Source organism: Streptomyces sp. NPDC006529, from assembly GCF_040611795.1.
Classification (GTDB): domain Bacteria; phylum Actinomycetota; class Actinomycetes; order Streptomycetales; family Streptomycetaceae; genus Streptomyces.
This window is the reverse complement of the sequence record NZ_JBEXPB010000010.1, coordinates 31,690-48,311: the sequence shown is the minus strand read 5'-3', so window position 1 is coordinate 48,311 and position 16,622 is coordinate 31,690. Positions and strand designations below refer to the sequence as shown.

Genomic DNA, 16,622 nt, shown 5'->3' with positions numbered 1-16,622 from the left:
CCCCTTACAGGGTCGAGTTACAGGGTGGAGTGGGCCGAGAGGACGGACCGGCTCACCGCCTGGGCACCGGTCGGGCGGCGGCGCGTCACCGGCTGGGCCCGGACGGCGAGTTCGGCCGCGTGCAGGGCGCTGTTGATGGAGGTCTCGGCGAGGATGCCGGGGGCGGCGACGGCGTCGCCGATGAGGTAGACGCCGTCGCCGCGGTCGATGGCGGGGCGGTCGCGCCAGCTGAGGCCGGGCAGGTCGAGGGCGCCGGTGCGGCCGCGGGAGACTCCCTCGCGGCGCCACTGGATGCGGTCCTGCCAGCCGGGGGTGGTGAGGTCGAAGAGCTTCTCCAGGCGGGCCAGGGCCCCGGCCTTCGTCTCGCCCGGGCGGATGGGCATCTGGCCCTGGAAGAGGGCCTGTCCCTTGGGCGCGAGGGAGGGGTCGTGGTCGGAGTACTGGGAGGTGAAGCCGCCCTCGTCCATGTCGAAGGAGACGTTGCCGTCCTTCTTGGAGTGGGTGACGGCCATGTCGAGCAGGGCCGCGGTGCCGCTGGGCCAGTCGAGGGTGGGGTCGCCCAGCAGACCGCGGGAGGCGGCGAGCGAGGTGGCGACGATGACCGGGCCGTCGGTGGGCAGTTCGGTCAGGCGCGAGTTGGTCTCGATGACGACGCCGTGGGCCTTGGCCCGGCGTTCCATGCGGTCGATGACCGTGCCCCAGCCGCCGATGAAGTACCGGCTCGGGAGCGGGAAGCGGGGGGTGCCGACGCGCAGCAGCCGCTCCCAGACGAAGGCGGCGGAGAGCCGGCCGGGGTCGCCGTCGAAGAGGATCGGGCCGAGGAAGCCGAGGGCTTCGTTGACCGTCTGCTGCTCGAAGCGCTCACTGGCCCAGTCCTGGAAGGACCGGTCGATGGGGACCTCGATGTCCCGGTGCATCCAGGTCATCTTCATGTAGCCGCCGGGCAGTGTCATGCGCAGCTTGCCCTGGTGGCGGAAGCGCATCCGCGTCCACTCGTGGAAGGAGAGGCGGACGTAGTTGCCGGCGAGGCCGCGCTGGAGCAGCCAGTTCCAGCAGGGGCCGTTGTCGAAGAAGGTGTGGGGGCCGTCGTTGGTGACGTAGGGCCCGGTGGCGGAGCGGGAGCGGCCGCCCAGGTGGGCGTGCGCCTCGTGAACGGTGACGCGGGCGCCCTGCTCGGCGGCGGATATCGCCGCGGTCAGTCCGGCGAGGCCGCCGCCGATGATCGTGATGTTCGCCATGGTTATCGCACTCACTCACCTTTGGGATGCGCGGATTCGCGGGTTCGCGGGCCGTTGCTCGGCCGCCGGGCCGTCGCTCGGCCGGGCCGTTTCTCAGCCGTCGAGCGTGGCCATGGCGCCCGCGGGATAGCGGTCTCCCACCAGGCTGCCGTGGGGGGCGATCCGGTCGAGGGCCGCGAGGTCCTGCGCGTCGAGCGCGACGGCGGACGCGGCGATGTTCTCTTCCAGGTACGTGACCCGCTTGGTGCCGGGGATGGCCACGACATCCTCACCCTGGGCGAGCACCCAGGCTAGGGCGAGCTGGCCGGTGGTGATGCCCTTGGCGGTGGCGAGGGCCTCCAGCTGCTCGACGACGTGCAGGTTGGCGTCGAGGTTCTCCTTCTGGAAGCGCGGCGCGATCCGGCGGAAGTCGTGCTCGGCGAGGCCGTCGAGGGTGCGGATGCGCCCGGTGAGCAGGCCGCGGCCGAGCGGGCTGTAGCCGACGAAGCCGATGCCGAGTTCGCGGACGGTCTCCAGGACGCCGTTGGCCTCGACGTCGCGGGTGGCGAGCGAGTACTCGGTCTGGACGGCGCTCAGCGGGTGGACGGCGTGGGCGCGGCGGATGGTGGCGGCGGAGGCCTCGGAGATGCCGAGGTAGCCGACCTTTCCGGCGGCGACCAGATCGGCGAGGGCGCCGAAGCTCTCCTCGACGGGCACGTCGGGGTCGACGCGGTGCAGGTAGTAGAGGTCGAGGCGGTCGGTGCCGAGCCGGCGCAGGCTGCCTTCGACGGTGGAACGGATGTATTCGGGGCGGCCGTTGAGCTTGCCGGTGATCTGCCCGTCGGGGCTGACCTCGTTGCCGACCTTGGAGGAGACGACGACCTCGTCCCGGCGGCCCGCGATGACCCGGGCGACGAACTCCTCGTTGGAGTGCGGTCCGTAGAAGTCCGCGGTGTCGAGGAGGTTCACGCCGAGTTCGAGGGCCCGGTGGGCCGTGCGCAGGGCTTCCTGGTCGTCGGCGGGCCCGTAGGCGAAGGTCATGCCCATGCATCCGAGCCCCTGCTCGGAGACCGCCAGCCCCTGGCTGCCGAGCTTTCGTTGCCGCATCATCCACGCCTTCCCCGGGTAGTTTTCATCCCTAGAAACTCTAGCAGTGATAGCTCTTGAGAACTAGCAATGAAAGAGTCAATACCTAAGCTAGACAGCCGACCTGACGAAGCGTCGGGTGCTCAGCCGCCCGCCACCAGTTCGGCGGTGACCGACGACCAGCCGTGCCCCTGCTCCGCGGCCCCGCCCTCGGCCAGCGCCGCGTACGGATCGCTCCCGAAGACCTCGCCCGTCTCCCCGCGCAGCCACACGTCGAAGGCGTTCCCGGACTCCCGCAGCCGCTTCGCCGCCCCGGCCGGATCGCGCGCCTCCAGCTGGAGGACCACCACGTCCCGGTCGCCCACCCGCTGCGCCGCGAAGGACTCCTGGAGGATCCCCGCCCGGCGCCGGGAGGCCTCGTACTCCCGCAGGCGCTCGCCGGAGAGCTGCGCCTGTACGTCCTTCCAGCGCGCCGCCCGCTCCGCCGGCAGCTCCAGCACCACGGTCGCCGGCTTCACCGTCCGCCGGGCCGCCGCCTTGGCCGCCCCGCGCGCGGCCGGGGCCAGGCGCCGCATGCCCAGCACCGAGAGCATGTTGGACTCCACGCCGATGCCCCAGCGCTCGGCGATCAGCCCGTTCTCCAGCAGCCGCCACACCACCACGCCCGTGAACTCGATGAACTGCCCCGTGGGCGGCATGCCCAGGAACTCGCCCGAGTGCGTGCCGCGCCAGGTGTTGTGGATGACCACGTGGTCCCCGGCGGCGCTCATGTCCTCGATGGTCACGTGCAGGTCGGGGAAGCCCTCGCGCAGACCCGCGATGGTGTACTTGACCCCCTCCAGCCCCTCGGGGGCTCCCGGCAGGGGCTGGTGGTCGATCATGTCGGGGCTGTAGATCCGGTCGACGATGGAGAAGTCGCCCCGGTTGACGAAGGTGTCGAAGACCGAGCGGATGGTCTTCTTGTTCCGCTCCTCGACGCTCTCCCCGACGCTCACTGCGGTAGCCACCTCGGTGCGCTCCGTCTCTTGTATCGACACGTCCGTCCGTCCTTACGTCGTCACTTGGCGGGGGTCGGGGCGTCCCAGGTGAGGGTGAGCCCGGCGTACAGGTAGCGGCTCGCCTCGATCGCGAGCAGCAGGACGGTGTCCCCGGGCGTGATCCGCCCGTCCACCCAGCCCGCGTCCAGGGCCAGCGGCACCGCGGCGGAACCGGTGGCCCCGACGTCGGTGAGGTTCTCCACGATGTTCTTGCTCAGCGTCGCCTGGTCCTCGGCGGACAGGCCCGCGGTGCCGTACTCGCTGGCGAAGTACTCGGCGTTGCCCTCGGGCAGCACGCACGCGTCGATGTCGGCGAGCGCGAGGCCGGAGCGGCGCAGCATGTCGTGGATGCCCTCGACGAAGACCCGCGGCCCGAACTTCGCGGTGCCGGGGATGTCGAGGCTGATGTCCATCAGCCGCTTGCGCTGCTGCTGCTCGTGCAGCGGCGCGTCCGTCCCGCCGCCGGTGATCAGCATGCCGGGCTTGCGCGCGCCGCCCATCGAGCGCGTGGCGAAGACCTGGCGGCTGCCCGCGTGCGCCGAGCCCTCCTCGCCCGCCTTGAGCACCAGCGCGCCCGCGCCGTCGCCGAAGGTGTAGACGGTGAGCCGGTCGCGCATCCGGACCTTGTACGGGTCCTTGCCGAGGAAGATCGGCGCGAGCAGCGGGGAGACCGCCTCCGAGCCGATGACCAGGGCCGTCCGGTAGGTGCCGTCGGCGAGCTGGCGGCGGGCGATGTCCAGGGCCTGCACGGCGCCGACGCAGCCGGCGCGGACCTCGATGACCGCGCAGTCCTGCAGGCCGAGCTGCTCCTGGACGTAGGTCGCCGCGACCGGCAGCAGGTAGTCGGGGCTGGCGGTGGACATCACGATCAGCTCGACCTCGGACGCCTCCATGCCCGCCCGCTCCAGGGCCTGGCGGGCGGCCGCGGTGGCCATGGCGGAGGTGGAGGTGGTGTGGGCTCCGGTGGCCGGGTCGATCAGCCAGTGTCTGCGCTCGACCTGGATGCCTTCCAGGACGTCGTCCGGGAGCGGTCCGCAGACCTTGGCCAGGGCGTCGTTGTCGAGCGGGGCGCCGGGCAGGTGGGCGCCGGTGGCGAGGATCGATACGTGGCGGGTGGGACCGGCGGAGGTGGCGCCGGCCGGTGCGGTACTGGCTGACATGGTCAGTTCTCCGTTGCGGGACGCAGGACGAGGCTGATGTGGGTACCGCCGAGGGAGGAGCTGTTGATGAGCACCGGCCCGCTGCGCAGACCGTTGTCCCAGCCGGTGACGGCGAGCAGGGCGGCCAGCTGCGCGCCCGCGCCGACCGGCTCGCCCAGGACGCGCTTGGGGCTGTGCACGGGCGCTCCGCCCGCCGCGGCGAGGCGGCCGGTGGCCAGCGTCTCGGGGGCGTCGGCCCGCTCCAGTCCGGCCGCGTTGGCCCAGATCCCGGCCAGCTCGCCGGGCTCCACCCCGGCGTGGGCGAGCGCCTCGCGCATGGCCCGTTCCACGCCCTCACCGTCCTCGTCCCAGCGGCCGATGCCCTGGGCGTCCGAGGCGGTGCCGTGGCCGGCGAACTCGGCGAGCACCTTCGCGCCGCGGGCCCGCGCGGTGGACTCCCGCTCCAGCACGAGCGCGATGCCCGCCTCGGCCAGGGTGTACCCGGATCCGGCGAACAGCGGCAGCTTGCGGTAGGCGTCCAGGACGCCCGGCGAGAGGTCCTCGACCGCGGAGCACAGGACCGCGTCGGCGCGGTGGCCGAGCAGCAGGTCGTGGGCGACGGTCAGGGCGGAGGCCCCGGCCGCGTGCCCGGTGGTCACGGTGGAGGTGGGGCCCTTGGCGCCGACGTTCATGGCGACCTGGCCCGCGGCCGCGTTGAAGACGGTGTTGGGGAAGACGGCCGGGCTGCCGTGCGAGGGGCAGCCGCCCAGCACCGGGAGCAGGAACTCCTCGATGCTGCGCATCGGGCCGAGCCCGGTGCCCAGGACCACGCCGACGCGCTCGTCGGCGGTCAGTCCCGCGTGGTCCAGGGCGCCCTGGCAGGAGGCCACGGCGAGCTGGCCGAGCCGGTCCATGCGGCGGGCGACGCGGCGGTCGATGTAGGCGTGCGGGTCGAAGTCGGCGCGGGCGACGTTCAGTCCGCCCTCGTCCACGCCCAGCGGGACGCCCTCGCTCCAGGCCCGCCACAGCGCGTCGGGGCCGTCCCCGGCGGAAGTGATCGCCGCGAAGCCGGTGATGACGATCTTCTCGGCGGCGGGCGGGGCCGGGACGGTGAAGCGGTGGCCGGAGGGCCAGCCGAAGGCGACGCAGGCGTTGGCCCCGGCGAAGGCGAAGTTGTTGGACAGCGCGGCGTTCATGGCCAGCGAGCGCCCGGGGTCGGGCACCGCGTCCAGGCCGCACTTGGGGTCGACGCCGGTGAAGTTGGCGGTGGGCGGCGCGATCTGCTCGACCAGGGCCTTGACGGTGACGATGGCCTCGACCGCCCCCGCGGCGCCGAGGAGGTGGCCGATCATCGACTTGGAGCTGCTGAGCGCGGTCTTCTCGGCGGCCTCGCCGAAGGCCGCGCGGACCGCGTTGGACTCGGCGGAGTCGTTCTTCGGGGTGCCGGTGCCGTGCCCGTTGATGTAGGCGACGTCCTCGGGCGCGATGCCCGCGGAGGCCAGCGCGCCGCGGATCGCGCGCGCGGCGCCCTCGCCCTTGGGGTGCGGGGCGGTGGCGTGATAGCCGTCGGCGGAGAGCCCGTAGCCGAGCACCTCGGCCAGGATCGGGGCACCCGCGGCGCGCGCCACGGACTCCTCGGCCAGCACGAGCATGCCCGCGCCCTCGCCGAGCGAGAGGCCGTCGCGGTCCCGGGAGTAGGGCGCGGCGGGCTTGGTGGACAGGGACTGCAGGCTGGTGAAGCCGGCGAACGCGGTCTCGGTGAAGGCGTCGGAGCCGCCGACCAGCATGGCGTCGGCGCGGCCCGCGGCGATCGCCTCGGTGGCGTGGGCGATGGCGTGGGCGCCGGAGGCGCAGGCCGTGTTCACGGACAGGGAGGGGCCCTTGAGGCCGAAGGCGCCGCTGAGCGCCTCGGCTATGGCCTGCGGCGGAACCAGCAGGTAGTGCCGGCCGTCGTCCTCGGGGGCGGTGTCGTCCATCGCTCTGCGGGCGAGCAGCTCGGCGCTGCGCAGGCCGCCGTTGCAGGAGCCGAAGGCGACGCCCCAGCGGTCGGCGGGCAGCGCGCCCAGGCCCGCCTGCTCCATGGCCTCCTCCGCCGCGAGCAGCGCGAAGTCGGCGGCCGGTTCGCGGACCTGCCCGCCGAAGGCGGCCAGGTAGTCGTAGGCGGGGCGGCGGTCGGTCAGGACCTCGCCGCCGATCTCGGTGTCGTAGCCCTCCATGGGCATGCCGCGGACCGGGCCGATGGCCGTGTGTCCGGTGCGGATGCCCTCCCACAGCGCCTCGGCGCCGTCGCCCTGTGCGGTCACGGCGCCGACTCCGCAGATGACCACGGTGCGGGTGCGGCCCGGGCCGTCCTGCGGGGTGGTGTGGTCGTAGACGTCGTCCGTCATGTCCGCGCTCCTTTCGGGTGTGCCGGTCATGAGACCCGCCTCAGCGCCACCGCCACCGCCTGGCCTTCCAGGCCGCGGGCGAGGGCGAGTGCGCTGTCGGGCCGGGTGTCGCGCGGGGTGAGCGGGACGTAGTCCAGGTCACACTCGGCGGCCGGGTGGTCCAGGTTCCTGGTCGCCGGGATGATCCCGGAGTCCAGGCTCAGTGCGGCCACGGCCGCGTTCAGCGCCCCGGCGCCGCCGACCAGGTGCCCGGTCTGCGGTTTGACGCTGCTGATCTGCGCCGCCTTGGCGGACGTACCGAGCGCGTCGTGCAGGGCGATGGTCTCGCTGGCGTCGCCCTGGACGGTGGCGCAGCCGTGCGCCGCGATGTAGCTGCCGTCGGGGAAGATGCCGCCCGCGTCGGTCAGGGCGCGGCCGATGGCGCGGGACAGGCCGCGCGCCCGGGCCTGCGGACTGGGCGGCCGTACGCAGTCGTTGCCCGCGCCGAAGCCGGTGACCTCGGCGTAGCAGTGGGCGCCGCGGGCGAGCGCGTGCTCGCGCTCTTCCAGGACGAGCAGGGCGGCGCCCTCGCCGAAGACGGAGCCGGAGCGGTCCCGGTCGAAGGGGCGGAAGGCCTGGTCGCCGAGTTCGGGACGGGTGGTCAGGACGCCGAGGCCGTCCATCTTGGACATCGCCCACCAGCCGGTGGCGTCGTCGTAGCCGCCGGCGACGACGATGTCGGCCTCGCCGCGGCGCACGGTGCGCATCGCCCGGCCGATGGCCATGGCGCCGGAGTCGGCGGTCCCGGCGAAGTAGGCGTTGGCGCCGCGGATCCCGTACTTCTCGGAGATGTGGAAACCGGCGGCGGGCTGGAGGCCCTCGACGAAGAAGAGCGGGGCGACCACCGAGGAGGCTTCCTGGCCCAGCTTGTACAGGTCGGGGGTGCCGTCCTCGGCGCGCACGGCCTGGAGCTGGGTGATCAGCTCGTCCATGCGCGGCATTTCCTTGTTGCTGCCCAGGAAGAGGCCGGCCCGGTGCCCGAGGTCCTTCTCGCCGTCGAGGCCCGCGTCCCGCAGCGCCAGGGTGGCGCCCGCGAGGGCGAGCTGGTCGCCGCGGCACAGCATGCGCAGGGTGCGGCGGCTGGCCCAGTCGGTGGGCCGGAAGTCGGGGATCTCGGCGCCGATGCCGGTCTTCAGCGGGGCCGGGTCGTAGGCGCGCAGCGGGCCGATGCCGCTGCGGCCCTCCAACAGGGCCTCCCAGGTCGGTGCGGCGCCCTGGCCGATCCCGGTCATAAGGCCGATGCCGGTCACCATCACGCGCCGCCTGTTGTCGCTCATGCTGTGCCCTCCCAGGGCTTCTCGGCGCTCACGAGGGTGAGGACGCGAGCGGCGGCGACCACACGGCCCTCGACCTCGGCGGTGGCCCTGACATCGGTGCTGTGCTCGGTGCGGCCGATCACCTCGACGGTGATCCGGACCTGGTCGCCGGGTCCCACGAAGTGCTTGAAGCGCACCCCGCGCACACCGCCCAGGCGCCAGTCGGCGGCGCCGCCCGCGACCGCCTTGGCGAGGGTGGCCATGGACTCCAGGAGCAGGACGCCCGGCAGGATCGGGTGGCGGGGGAAGTGGTGGTCGAAGGCGGGCAGGGTGGCCGGCACGTTGCGGACGCCGACGCCCCGCTCGCCGGGCACCAGTTCCTCCAGCCGGTCGAAGCCCGGGACGACGGGGGTGGCGAGCGAGGTGGTCACGCGTCCTCCCGCGGGGCCGTGATGACGAGGGCGGTGTTGCTGCCGCCGAAGGCGAAGGCGTTGATCAGGGCCGCGCCCACCGGCATGGGGCGCGCGGTGTGCGGTACGTAGTCCAGGTCGAGGCCGCGGTCGGGCTCGTCGAGGTTGACCGTGGGCGACACCAGGGAGTGCCGCATCGCGTTGACCGCGGCGAGGACGCCGAGGCCCAGGCTGGCCGAGGTCAGGTGCCCGGACATCGACTTGGGGGCGCTGACCACGATGCGGCCCGCGTCGGCGCCGAACACCTTCTTGATGGCGACCGTCTCGGACTGGTCGTTGCCGTGGGTGCTGGTGCCGTGCGCGACGACGTAGTCGATGCCGCCGGTGCCCAGTCCCGATTCGGCGAGGGCGCCCTCCATCGCCTGGATGGCGCCGGAACCGTCCGGCGGGGAGTCGGTGATCCGCCACGCGTTGAGGGTGGAGGCGTAGCCGATGATCTCGGCGAGCACGGTGGCGCCGCGCGCGCGGGCGCTGTCCAGGTCCTCCAGGACCACGGCGACGGCGCCCTCGCCGATGACGAAGCCGGAGCGGTCCGCGGCGAAGGGCCGCGAGGCGTGCGTCGGGTCGTCGTTGTAGCGGTCGGTGAGCGCGCCCAGCAGGCTGAAGCCGAGCAGGTCGAGCCAGGTGGTCAGCGAGTCGTAGCCGCCCGCGACCATCATCTTGGCGTCGCCCTCCTGGATGGCGCGGTACGCCTCCCCGATGGCGTGCCCGGATCCGGCGCAGGCGGTGCTGATGCCCATCATCGGGCCGGTGCCGCCGACCATCCGGGCCATGGCGGCCAGCGGGACGTTCTGGTCGTCGGTCAGGGTGACCGCCGGGGGCTGGCAGATGAAGGCGTCCGGCGCTCCGCTGGTGGCCCGCAGGTGGCCGATGTCGAGGAGGGCCTGGAGTTCGGGGCGGCCGACGCTGGCGCCCATGGCGACCCCGCGCTCGTCGGCCGGGTACACCTCCTCGGACACCTGGTCGATGCCCGCGTCGCGGACCGCCTCCCAGGCGGCGGCGACGCCGAACTGGCCGACCCGCGAGAGGTGCTTGCGGCCCACGTGCGCCGGGATGGCCTTGGCCGCGTTGAAGTCCTTGACCTCGGCCGCGATCCGTACGGGGAACCCGGTGGCGTCGAAGGTGGTCAGCGGGCCGATGCCGCTGCGCCCGGTGGCGAGTCCCTCCCAGGTGGTCCCGGCGTCGTTGCCGAGGGGGGTGACCGCCCCGATGCCCGTGATGGCCACGCGCTTGGTCTGGCTCGTACCGCTCATCCCACCGGCCCTCCGCCCTGTAGCTGTCGCGCCATGCGCGCCGTGTTCGCCGGGTCGTCGAGCCGCTCGGCGTCGATGAGCGCGCACAGGATGCCGCTCGCGTCCAGGACGGTCTCGCCGTCCACGGTGACCGTGCCGTCGAGGATCGCGGCCTCGTCGGTCATCGATTCGATCCTGGCCTCCATGCGGAGCACCTCACCGGGCCGTATCGCGCGGCTCGCGGTGGCCTCGCCGACGGCGAGGAGCGCGGCGCGCAGCCGGTGGTCGGTGCTGAGCATGATCAGCCAGGTGGCCGACTGGCACAGGGCTTCGAGGGCGAGCCCGAAGGGCATCGCGGGACCGCCGCCGGTGTGCTGCCAGTAGTCCTCGTCGACGGAGGTGACCTTGCGAGCGGTGATGTGCTCGCGGGGTGTCCAGGATTCGATCCTGTCGATCAGATGGAATCGCATCGTCGTCTCTTCTTCCGGTCCTTTCGATCCTCGCGGTCCGTCACGGACGGCCGATGCCGAGCTGGGCGGAGAACCCGCCGTCGACGCAGAGCAGTTCGCCGGTGGTGTAGCCGGAGTCGGGGCCCGCCAGGAAGACGGCGGCCGCGGCGACCTCCTCGACGGTGGCGAAGCGGCGCAGCGGGATCTGCTTCTTGATGGACCTGCCGCCGTCCTTCTCCATCACCTCGCCCACCAGTTCGGTCGGGGTGAAGCCCGCCAGGACCGCGTTGACGCGGACGCCGAAGCGGGCGAACTCGATGGCGGCGGCGCGGGTGAAGGAGTTCAGCGCGCCCTTGGAGGCGGAGTAGTTGGACTGGCCGATCCAGCCGGTCTCGCCCATGGCGGAGGAGATGTTGACGATGGTGGCGTTGCCCGTCGTCATGAACAGCTCGCTGACGGCGTGGGTGCAGTGGTAGGCGCCGCCGAAGTTGACCTTCATGACGTTCCACCAGGCGTCGGGCTTCGACTGGTAGATCAGCCCGTCGTCGCTGATGCCCGCGTTGTTGACCAGGATGTCCAGGGCGCCGAGCCGCTCGACGGCCTCGGCGACCAGGCGGGCCGCGTCCTCGGGGTCGGAGACGTCGGCGCCGATCGCCACGGCCCGGCCGCCCGCCGCCTCGATCTCCCCGACCACCGCCAGGGCTTCCTCCTGGCGCGAGCGGTAGTTGACTGCGACGGCCGCCCCCTGTTCGGCCAGGGCCAGGGCGATGGCCTTGCCGATGCCGCGCGAGGCACCGGTGACCAGGGCGGTGCGGTCCTTCAGCTTCATCTGTCTCTTCCCGTTTCTGCTGCGAGGCGGGCGGCCTGGGTCTCTGGTGGGGGGAGGGAGCGGCGGGGGGCTCCGGGGCACCGTCGACCCGGAGCCCCCGCCGGTCTCTGCGCTACGCGGCGGCGGCCGCCGCGCGGGCGCGCTCGGTCAGCAGGTCGGTCAGGTTCTGGACGGTGAACAGGCCCAGTACGCCCTCGGCCGTCAGCGGCTCGCTGAGCTGGCTGCGGTCGAACTGCGGCAGGACCTTCTCCAGGTGGGTCAGACCGGTGTCGTTGACGACCTCGTTCTCGTCGCCGAACTCCTCGTCCGGGATGCCGCCCTGGAGCAGGTTGGCGATGTCGGCCACGGTGATCTTCACCTTGGTGGCGCGCTCCACGCGGAAGAGGATGTCGAGCAGGTCGATCGACTCGGCGCCCAGCTGACCGAGCAGGGTCGCCTCGGGCACGGCCTCGGCCTCGTCGATGCCGAGCGCGTCGGCGATGGCGGCCTGGACCGCGGAGAGGTAGTCGGTCGAGATGGTGGCAAGGGTTTCGGGCACCGTGGGCTGCCTTTCAAGAGGGTGGGCAAGGCGGGTTGTCAGGGCTGGGGTGGGAAGGCGTACGGGTCGGGCCGCGGCTCAGGCAGCGGCCGCCGTGGCGGGCTCCGGCCTCAGGTCGCGGAGCAGGGTGGTGATGCGCCGCGCGTCGTTGGTGCTGCGGACGGGCGCGTCGGGCGCGACGCGGCCCGCGAAGCCGCTGAGCACCCGGCCGGGACCGGCCTCCAGGTAACCGCCCGCGCCGAGCGCGGACGCCGCCTCCAGGACGCCGACCCAGCGCACGGGGCCGGCCAGCTGGCGGCGCAGCAGGTCGCGGGCGTGCGCCCCGTCGCGGACGAGGCCGGCGGTCACCGAGCTGACGACGGGCACCCGGGGCGCGTGGAACGTGGCCCGCTCCAGCGCCTCGGCGAACTCGTCCTCGATGGCGCCCATCAGGGAGCAGTGGAAGGGGGCGGAGACCTTGAGCGGCACGGCGCGCTCCGCGCCGGCCTCCAGGGCGAGCCGGGCCGCCTCGGCGACCGCCGCGCTCTGCCCGGAGATCACCGTCTGGCCGGCCTCGTTGTAGTTGGCGACCTCGACCACCCCGAGCGGGGCGGCCGCCGCGCAGACCTCCTCGATCCGCGCCGGGTCCAGGCCCAGCAGCGCGGTCATCGCGCCGGAGACCCTCCGCGAGACCCCGGCCATGAGCTGCCCGCGGACGCGCACCAACCGCAGCGCGTCGTCCGCGTCCAGCACTCCGGCCGCGATCAGGGCCGTGTACTCGCCCAGGCTGTGCCCGGCGACCGCGCCCGGTACGAAGCCGGTCTCGGCGCGCAGGATCTCGTACACGGCGAGGCTGGTGGCGACGATGGCGGGCTGGGCGATCTCGGTCGGTGCCAGCGCCTCCTCGGGAGCCGTGGTGCACAGCTCGGTCAGCGGGAGGCCCGTCGCCTCCTCTGCCCGGGCCAGGACGCGTCCGGCCGTGCGGGGGTGTTCGCGAAGGAGATGCCCCGCCATGCCCGCGCGCTGCGAGCCCTGTCCGGGAAACATCGTGAATAGGTTGTCGATCATCCCCGTTCCTACCTCACTGACTTGTGGCCGATAGGTCATCGAGCCGTCGGCGACCGGTTTTCGACTCTGTGAATCTGGCACTCTGTTCTGGCGCATTCCTCGAATTGACCTCGACTGCCGCCGAAGGTCCCGCCATTGACGGGGAAATGCGCACCGCCACAAACTGGCCGGCATGGTGAGGATGAGCGCACAGGAGCGGCGCACGAGCGTGGTGCGGGCGGCGATGCTCGAATTCGCCCGGGGCGGGTACGCCGGCACCTCGACCGAGGCCATCGCCCGGCGCGCGGGGGTGTCCCAGCCGTACCTGTTCCGGCTCTTCCCCGGCAAGCGGGCGCTCTTCCTCGCGGCGGCGACGCGCTGCGTCGCCGACACGGCGGCCCTGTTTGCGGCGGCCGCGCGGGGCCTGACCGGGCAGGAGGCGCTGCGCGCGATGGCGAACGCCTACACCCGGGTCATCGTCGAGGAGCCCGACCGGCTCCGGCTCCAGATGCAGGTGTACGTCGCGGTGGCGGCCGCGGAGGCCGCGGGCGACCCCGCCTTCGGCGAGGCGGTCCGGGCCGAGTGGCTGGCGGTGTGGGACACGGTCCGGGCCGCGCTGGGCGCGGACCCGGACGGGACGGCCCGGTTCATGGCGCACGGCATGCTGGTCAACGTGCTGGTCTGCATGGGCTTCCCGGCCGGCCACCCGCTGTGGACCCGGCTGCCGGCGGACGGTCCGGCGGTGCGCGCGCTGCCCGGGTGACGCGGCGCGGGGCCGCCCACCCGGGCTCGGCGGTGCGTACGGCCGTACGGCGTGCGGTCGTACGACGGTCTGTCGCGCGCTACGGGCCTACTCGGCGCCGGGGGCGGAACTGGCCGCCGGGGTCCGGTCCCGGGCGGGGGCCGGGGTCCGCTCCGGGGTGGCGGGGATCCGGTAGCGCCCGCTCTGCCGGGCCCAGCGGGACCCGTAGGCGACCTGGCCCTGCTCCGCCGCGGCGAAGGCCTTCGTGTTCCAGTTCTTGCGCATGAACGCTTCCCGCACCTTGATCAGCAGCGGGTTCGTCACGGCGCCCATCTTGCCGATCCGCCAGGCGATGTTCTGCAACGGCGCGGTGCGCTCCCGGCGCTCGCTCTCGTAGCGGCGCAGCGCCTCGACCGGGTCGCCGCCCGCGGCGAGGTGCTCGGTCAGCACGAGGGCGTCCTCCAGGGCCTGGCAGGCGCCCTGTCCGATGTTGAAGGTGATGGGGTGCGCGGCGTCGCCGAGGAGGGTGACGCGGCCCCGGCCCCACTCGCGTTCGGGCTTGCGGCCCTCGACGTCACCGCGCAGGATCCACTCCTCGGGGGTGGCCTTCAGGATGTCCGCGACCGGTCCGCCCCAGCCCGCGTGGCGGCGCAGCAGCATGTCCCGCACGCCGGGCAGGTCGCGTCCGCCGGGCGCGCCGTTGGCGACGCTCATCCAGTGGACGAGGCCCGGGGCGACGTCGTAGTAGGTGAAGCGGGTGCCCGGCCCGAACATGGCGTTGAAGGTGCCCGGGGGGATGTCGGCGTGCTCCATCGGTGCCCGGCCGCGCCAGGCGATGTAGCCGCTGTAGCGGTTGTGGGCGGGGCCGAACATGGCGTCCCGGACCGCTCCGTGGATGCCGTCGGCGCCGATCAGCAGGTCGCCGCGCTCGGTGGTGCCGTCGGCGAAGCGGACGGTGACCCCCTCGCTGTCCTGGTCGAAGCCGACCACGTGGGCGCCGGTGCGCACCACGTCGCCGTGGAGGGCGTCGCGCAGGATGCCGTGCAGGACGGAGCGCTCGACGGCGATGGTGGGCGCGCCGTAGCGGGCGACGAAGTCGCCCACGGGCCAGGCGCCGAGGACCTCGCCGCGCCAGGTGCTGAAGTGGGCGGTCTCCTGGGCGGGGGCGATCGCCAGGACCTCCTCGGCCACGCCGAGGTAGTCCAGCGCGAGGACGCCGTTGGTCCAGATGTGCAGACCGGCCCCGCCGTCGCGCAGTTCCTCGGCCCGCTCCAGGACGAGGGGCTCGAAACCGCGCTGCTGGAGGGCGAGGGCCGCGGCGAGGCCGCCGATCCCTCCGCCGGCGATGAGTATGCGACGGGCATGTCCTATGGCCATCTTGTGTGCTCTCCTCGTGGCTGCCCGGACCGGTCCGGGACCGGTCGTGAACTCCCTGGCGGACTAGTGGAGTTGTCAACGCTAGCATTCCAAGCGTCGAACTTGATAGTCTCGGCAGAACATCTAGCGTCGCTACAAAGGTGGTTGTGATGGAAGTCCTCCTGCAAACGCTGGCCGTGATCGCCACCATGGCCAACGCGGTGGTCTACGGCACCGACGTCTTCGGCGCACTCGTCCAGCGCCCGGCCCTCGCCCACGTCGACGACGCGACCCTCACCAGCGTCATGGGCCAGACCCACCGCTTCGGGGACGCCCGGATGGTCGTCCCCGGCGTCACCGGCCTGGTGTCCACGGTGGCCACCGCGGGGCTGGCCGGCTTCGAGGGCAAGCCCGTGGCGTCCATCGCCGCCGGCGTCTCGGCGCTGGCCCTGGTGATCTGGCTCGCCATCTACAACAAGGTGAGCGTGCCCGTGAACAAGGCGCTCACCAGCGCCGCCCTGGAGTGCAAGGTGGCCCCCGACGCCCGCGGCCTCCAGCGCACCTGGGACAGCGTCATCAACGTCCGCGTCCTGCTCCAGGCGGTGGCCCTCGGCGCGATGTGCGTGGTCCTCTCCACCACCTGAGATCCGCTCCGCGGCGCGTACCGGCCCGGTACGGGGGCACGCGAACGGCACGGCGAAGGGGGCCCACCGGCGGGTGGGCCCCCTTCGCCTTCGCCGTGCCGGCGCTCCTACTGGAGGGCGATGTTGCCGAGGACGTCCGCGTCCGTGCTCTCGTCGCCGGCCTCGGTGATCTCGCCGGCGGCGCCCGGGACCACTTCCGACTCGGAACCCGTCACATTCTTCTTCTTGCTCGCCACGATGATGTCTCCTTCAGACGCGGAACACGCACGAATACCCCTTTGAGATTCCCCAGGCCGTCCGGCCGCGTCAAGGCGCTTTCCGCCCGCCCCAGCGCAATTCCAGGGCCCCTCCAGGAAATTGCGGAAAAGTACCCTGGGACCGGGATCCGACACGGGGAGACGCCCATCATGACCACCGCCCCGCACACTCCCGCCGCCGACGTGCTCGCCGAACTCACCGCGGTGCTCGCGGGGATGACCGGCGCCGAGGTGCACGCCGTCGACGCCGAGCGGCCCTTCGGCTTCCTGGGGGTCGACTCCCTGCTGGGCACGCAGTTCCTCGGCGCGCTCGGCGCCCGCTACGGCATCCGGCTCGCGGCCGAAGCGCTGTACGAGCACCGGACCCCGGCGGCCCTCGCCCGGCACATCGCCGGGCTCCTGCACGCCCCGGCCGCCCCGGCGCCGGCCGCGCCCATGACGGCCTGGGCCCCGCTGCGGCCCGTACGGCGCCCGGCCGCGGTCGCCGTGACCGCCGACCCCGCCGCCCTGACCGGCGTACTGCGCGACCAGCTCGCCCGGATCCTGCGCTGCGCGCCCGAGGACATCGACCCGGGGACCCCGTTCACGATGCTCGGCCTGGACTCCATCCTGGCGGCGGAGTTCGTCGCGGGCATCAACCGGACCTGGGACCTGACCGAACAGACGGCGCTGCTCTACGAACACCCCGACCTCGCGGCGATGGCGGCCTACGTCACCTCCCGCGTGAGCGGCACCCCCGCGCCCGCCCCGGCGCCCGCCGCGCCCGTACCCCCCGCCGCCCAGGGCCCGGGCCTCGACCTGGAAGCACTGCTGGACGCGGTACGGGACGACGTGCTCAGCATCGACGAGGCGGCGGCCCTCCTGGCCGCACGCTGACCCCGCCGGGCGCCCGGGGGCAGGGGGCGGCGGCTTCCGCAC

The 16,622-nt window shown here is 73.2% G+C and carries 17 protein-coding genes; 3 read left to right on the top strand and 14 right to left on the bottom strand.

Features of this window, described 5'->3' with window-relative positions:
* Nucleotides 1–17 precede the first annotated feature (17 nt).
* The 12 genes from ABZY31_RS10810 to fabD all read right to left on the bottom strand — a co-directional run bounded on the left by ABZY31_RS10810 (nucleotide 18) and on the right by fabD (nucleotide 12,726).
* Complete coding sequence (locus ABZY31_RS10810) at nucleotides 18–1,238, bottom strand: FAD-dependent oxidoreductase (protein ID WP_356407411.1); 1,221 nt, start codon at nucleotides 1,236–1,238, stop codon at nucleotides 18–20.
* 93 nt (nucleotides 1,239–1,331) lie between these two features.
* Entirely contained in the window at nucleotides 1,332–2,324 is a 993-nt protein-coding gene (locus ABZY31_RS10805; RefSeq protein WP_356407678.1) for an aldo/keto reductase, read from the bottom strand.
* Nucleotides 2,325–2,446: 122 nt separating this feature from the next.
* On the bottom strand, nucleotides 2,447–3,340 hold the full coding sequence (locus tag ABZY31_RS10800; RefSeq protein WP_356407408.1) for an ester cyclase: 894 nt from the start codon (nucleotides 3,338–3,340) through the stop codon (nucleotides 2,447–2,449).
* 20 nt (nucleotides 3,341–3,360) lie between these two features.
* A complete protein-coding gene (locus ABZY31_RS10795) occupies nucleotides 3,361–4,500 on the bottom strand; it encodes a 3-oxoacyl-[acyl-carrier-protein] synthase III C-terminal domain-containing protein (RefSeq protein WP_356407405.1) in 1,140 nt (379 codons plus the stop codon).
* 2 nt (nucleotides 4,501–4,502) lie between these two features.
* Nucleotides 4,503–6,866 (bottom strand): beta-ketoacyl-[acyl-carrier-protein] synthase family protein, encoded by a 2,364-nt coding sequence (locus ABZY31_RS10790; RefSeq protein ID WP_356407402.1) that lies wholly within the window; start codon nucleotides 6,864–6,866, stop codon nucleotides 4,503–4,505.
* Nucleotides 6,867–6,892: 26 nt separating this feature from the next.
* Nucleotides 6,893–8,182 carry a beta-ketoacyl-[acyl-carrier-protein] synthase family protein gene (locus ABZY31_RS10785; RefSeq protein WP_356407399.1) on the bottom strand — a complete coding sequence of 430 codons (1,290 nt, stop codon included), beginning with the start codon at nucleotides 8,180–8,182 and terminating at the stop codon, nucleotides 6,893–6,895.
* Nucleotides 8,179–8,592 carry a hydroxymyristoyl-ACP dehydratase gene (locus tag ABZY31_RS10780; RefSeq protein WP_356407396.1) on the bottom strand — a complete coding sequence of 138 codons (414 nt, stop codon included), beginning with the start codon at nucleotides 8,590–8,592 and terminating at the stop codon, nucleotides 8,179–8,181. Before ABZY31_RS10780 ends, ABZY31_RS10785 begins: the two co-directional genes overlap by 4 nt.
* A complete protein-coding gene (locus ABZY31_RS10775; RefSeq protein WP_356407393.1) occupies nucleotides 8,589–9,884 on the bottom strand; it encodes a beta-ketoacyl-[acyl-carrier-protein] synthase family protein in 1,296 nt (431 codons plus the stop codon). Before ABZY31_RS10775 ends, ABZY31_RS10780 begins: the two co-directional genes overlap by 4 nt.
* Nucleotides 9,881–10,333: a 3-hydroxylacyl-ACP dehydratase gene (locus ABZY31_RS10770; RefSeq protein ID WP_356407390.1), complete on the bottom strand. Its 453-nt coding sequence runs from the start codon at nucleotides 10,331–10,333 to the stop codon at nucleotides 9,881–9,883. Before ABZY31_RS10770 ends, ABZY31_RS10775 begins: the two co-directional genes overlap by 4 nt.
* A gap of 40 nt (nucleotides 10,334–10,373) precedes the next feature.
* Nucleotides 10,374–11,141: a 3-oxoacyl-ACP reductase family protein gene (locus ABZY31_RS10765; protein ID WP_356407388.1), complete on the bottom strand. Its 768-nt coding sequence runs from the start codon at nucleotides 11,139–11,141 to the stop codon at nucleotides 10,374–10,376.
* A 112-nt stretch (nucleotides 11,142–11,253) separates the two neighbouring features.
* Nucleotides 11,254–11,679 (bottom strand): acyl carrier protein, encoded by a 426-nt coding sequence (locus ABZY31_RS10760; RefSeq protein WP_356407386.1) that lies wholly within the window; start codon nucleotides 11,677–11,679, stop codon nucleotides 11,254–11,256.
* Nucleotides 11,680–11,757: 78 nt separating this feature from the next.
* The gene (fabD, locus tag ABZY31_RS10755; RefSeq protein ID WP_356407383.1) at nucleotides 11,758–12,726 is read right to left on the bottom strand and encodes an ACP S-malonyltransferase; all 969 of its coding nucleotides are present in this window, start codon (nucleotides 12,724–12,726) and stop codon (nucleotides 11,758–11,760) included.
* A gap of 172 nt (nucleotides 12,727–12,898) precedes the next feature.
* Here fabD and ABZY31_RS10750 point away from each other — a divergent pair, with 172 nt between their 5' ends.
* Nucleotides 12,899–13,468 (top strand): helix-turn-helix domain-containing protein, encoded by a 570-nt coding sequence (locus tag ABZY31_RS10750; RefSeq protein WP_356407380.1) that lies wholly within the window; start codon nucleotides 12,899–12,901, stop codon nucleotides 13,466–13,468.
* A gap of 87 nt (nucleotides 13,469–13,555) precedes the next feature.
* Here ABZY31_RS10750 and ABZY31_RS10745 read toward each other — a convergent pair whose 3' ends face one another.
* Nucleotides 13,556–14,824, bottom strand: coding sequence for an FAD-dependent monooxygenase (locus ABZY31_RS10745; protein WP_356407378.1), 1,269 nt, complete (start codon nucleotides 14,822–14,824; stop codon nucleotides 13,556–13,558).
* A 149-nt stretch (nucleotides 14,825–14,973) separates the two neighbouring features.
* Between ABZY31_RS10745 and ABZY31_RS10740 the strand changes: the two genes are divergently transcribed.
* Nucleotides 14,974–15,447, top strand: coding sequence for a DUF1772 domain-containing protein (locus ABZY31_RS10740; protein WP_356407375.1), 474 nt, complete (start codon nucleotides 14,974–14,976; stop codon nucleotides 15,445–15,447).
* A gap of 107 nt (nucleotides 15,448–15,554) precedes the next feature.
* On the opposite strand, the gene ABZY31_RS10735 is transcribed toward ABZY31_RS10740, so the two are convergent.
* Nucleotides 15,555–15,683: a hypothetical protein gene (locus ABZY31_RS10735; RefSeq protein ID WP_356407372.1), complete on the bottom strand. Its 129-nt coding sequence runs from the start codon at nucleotides 15,681–15,683 to the stop codon at nucleotides 15,555–15,557.
* Nucleotides 15,684–15,854: 171 nt separating this feature from the next.
* Here ABZY31_RS10735 and ABZY31_RS10730 point away from each other — a divergent pair, with 171 nt between their 5' ends.
* Nucleotides 15,855–16,580, top strand: coding sequence for an acyl carrier protein (locus tag ABZY31_RS10730; protein ID WP_356407369.1), 726 nt, complete (start codon nucleotides 15,855–15,857; stop codon nucleotides 16,578–16,580).
* Nucleotides 16,581–16,622: the final 42 nt, after the last annotated feature.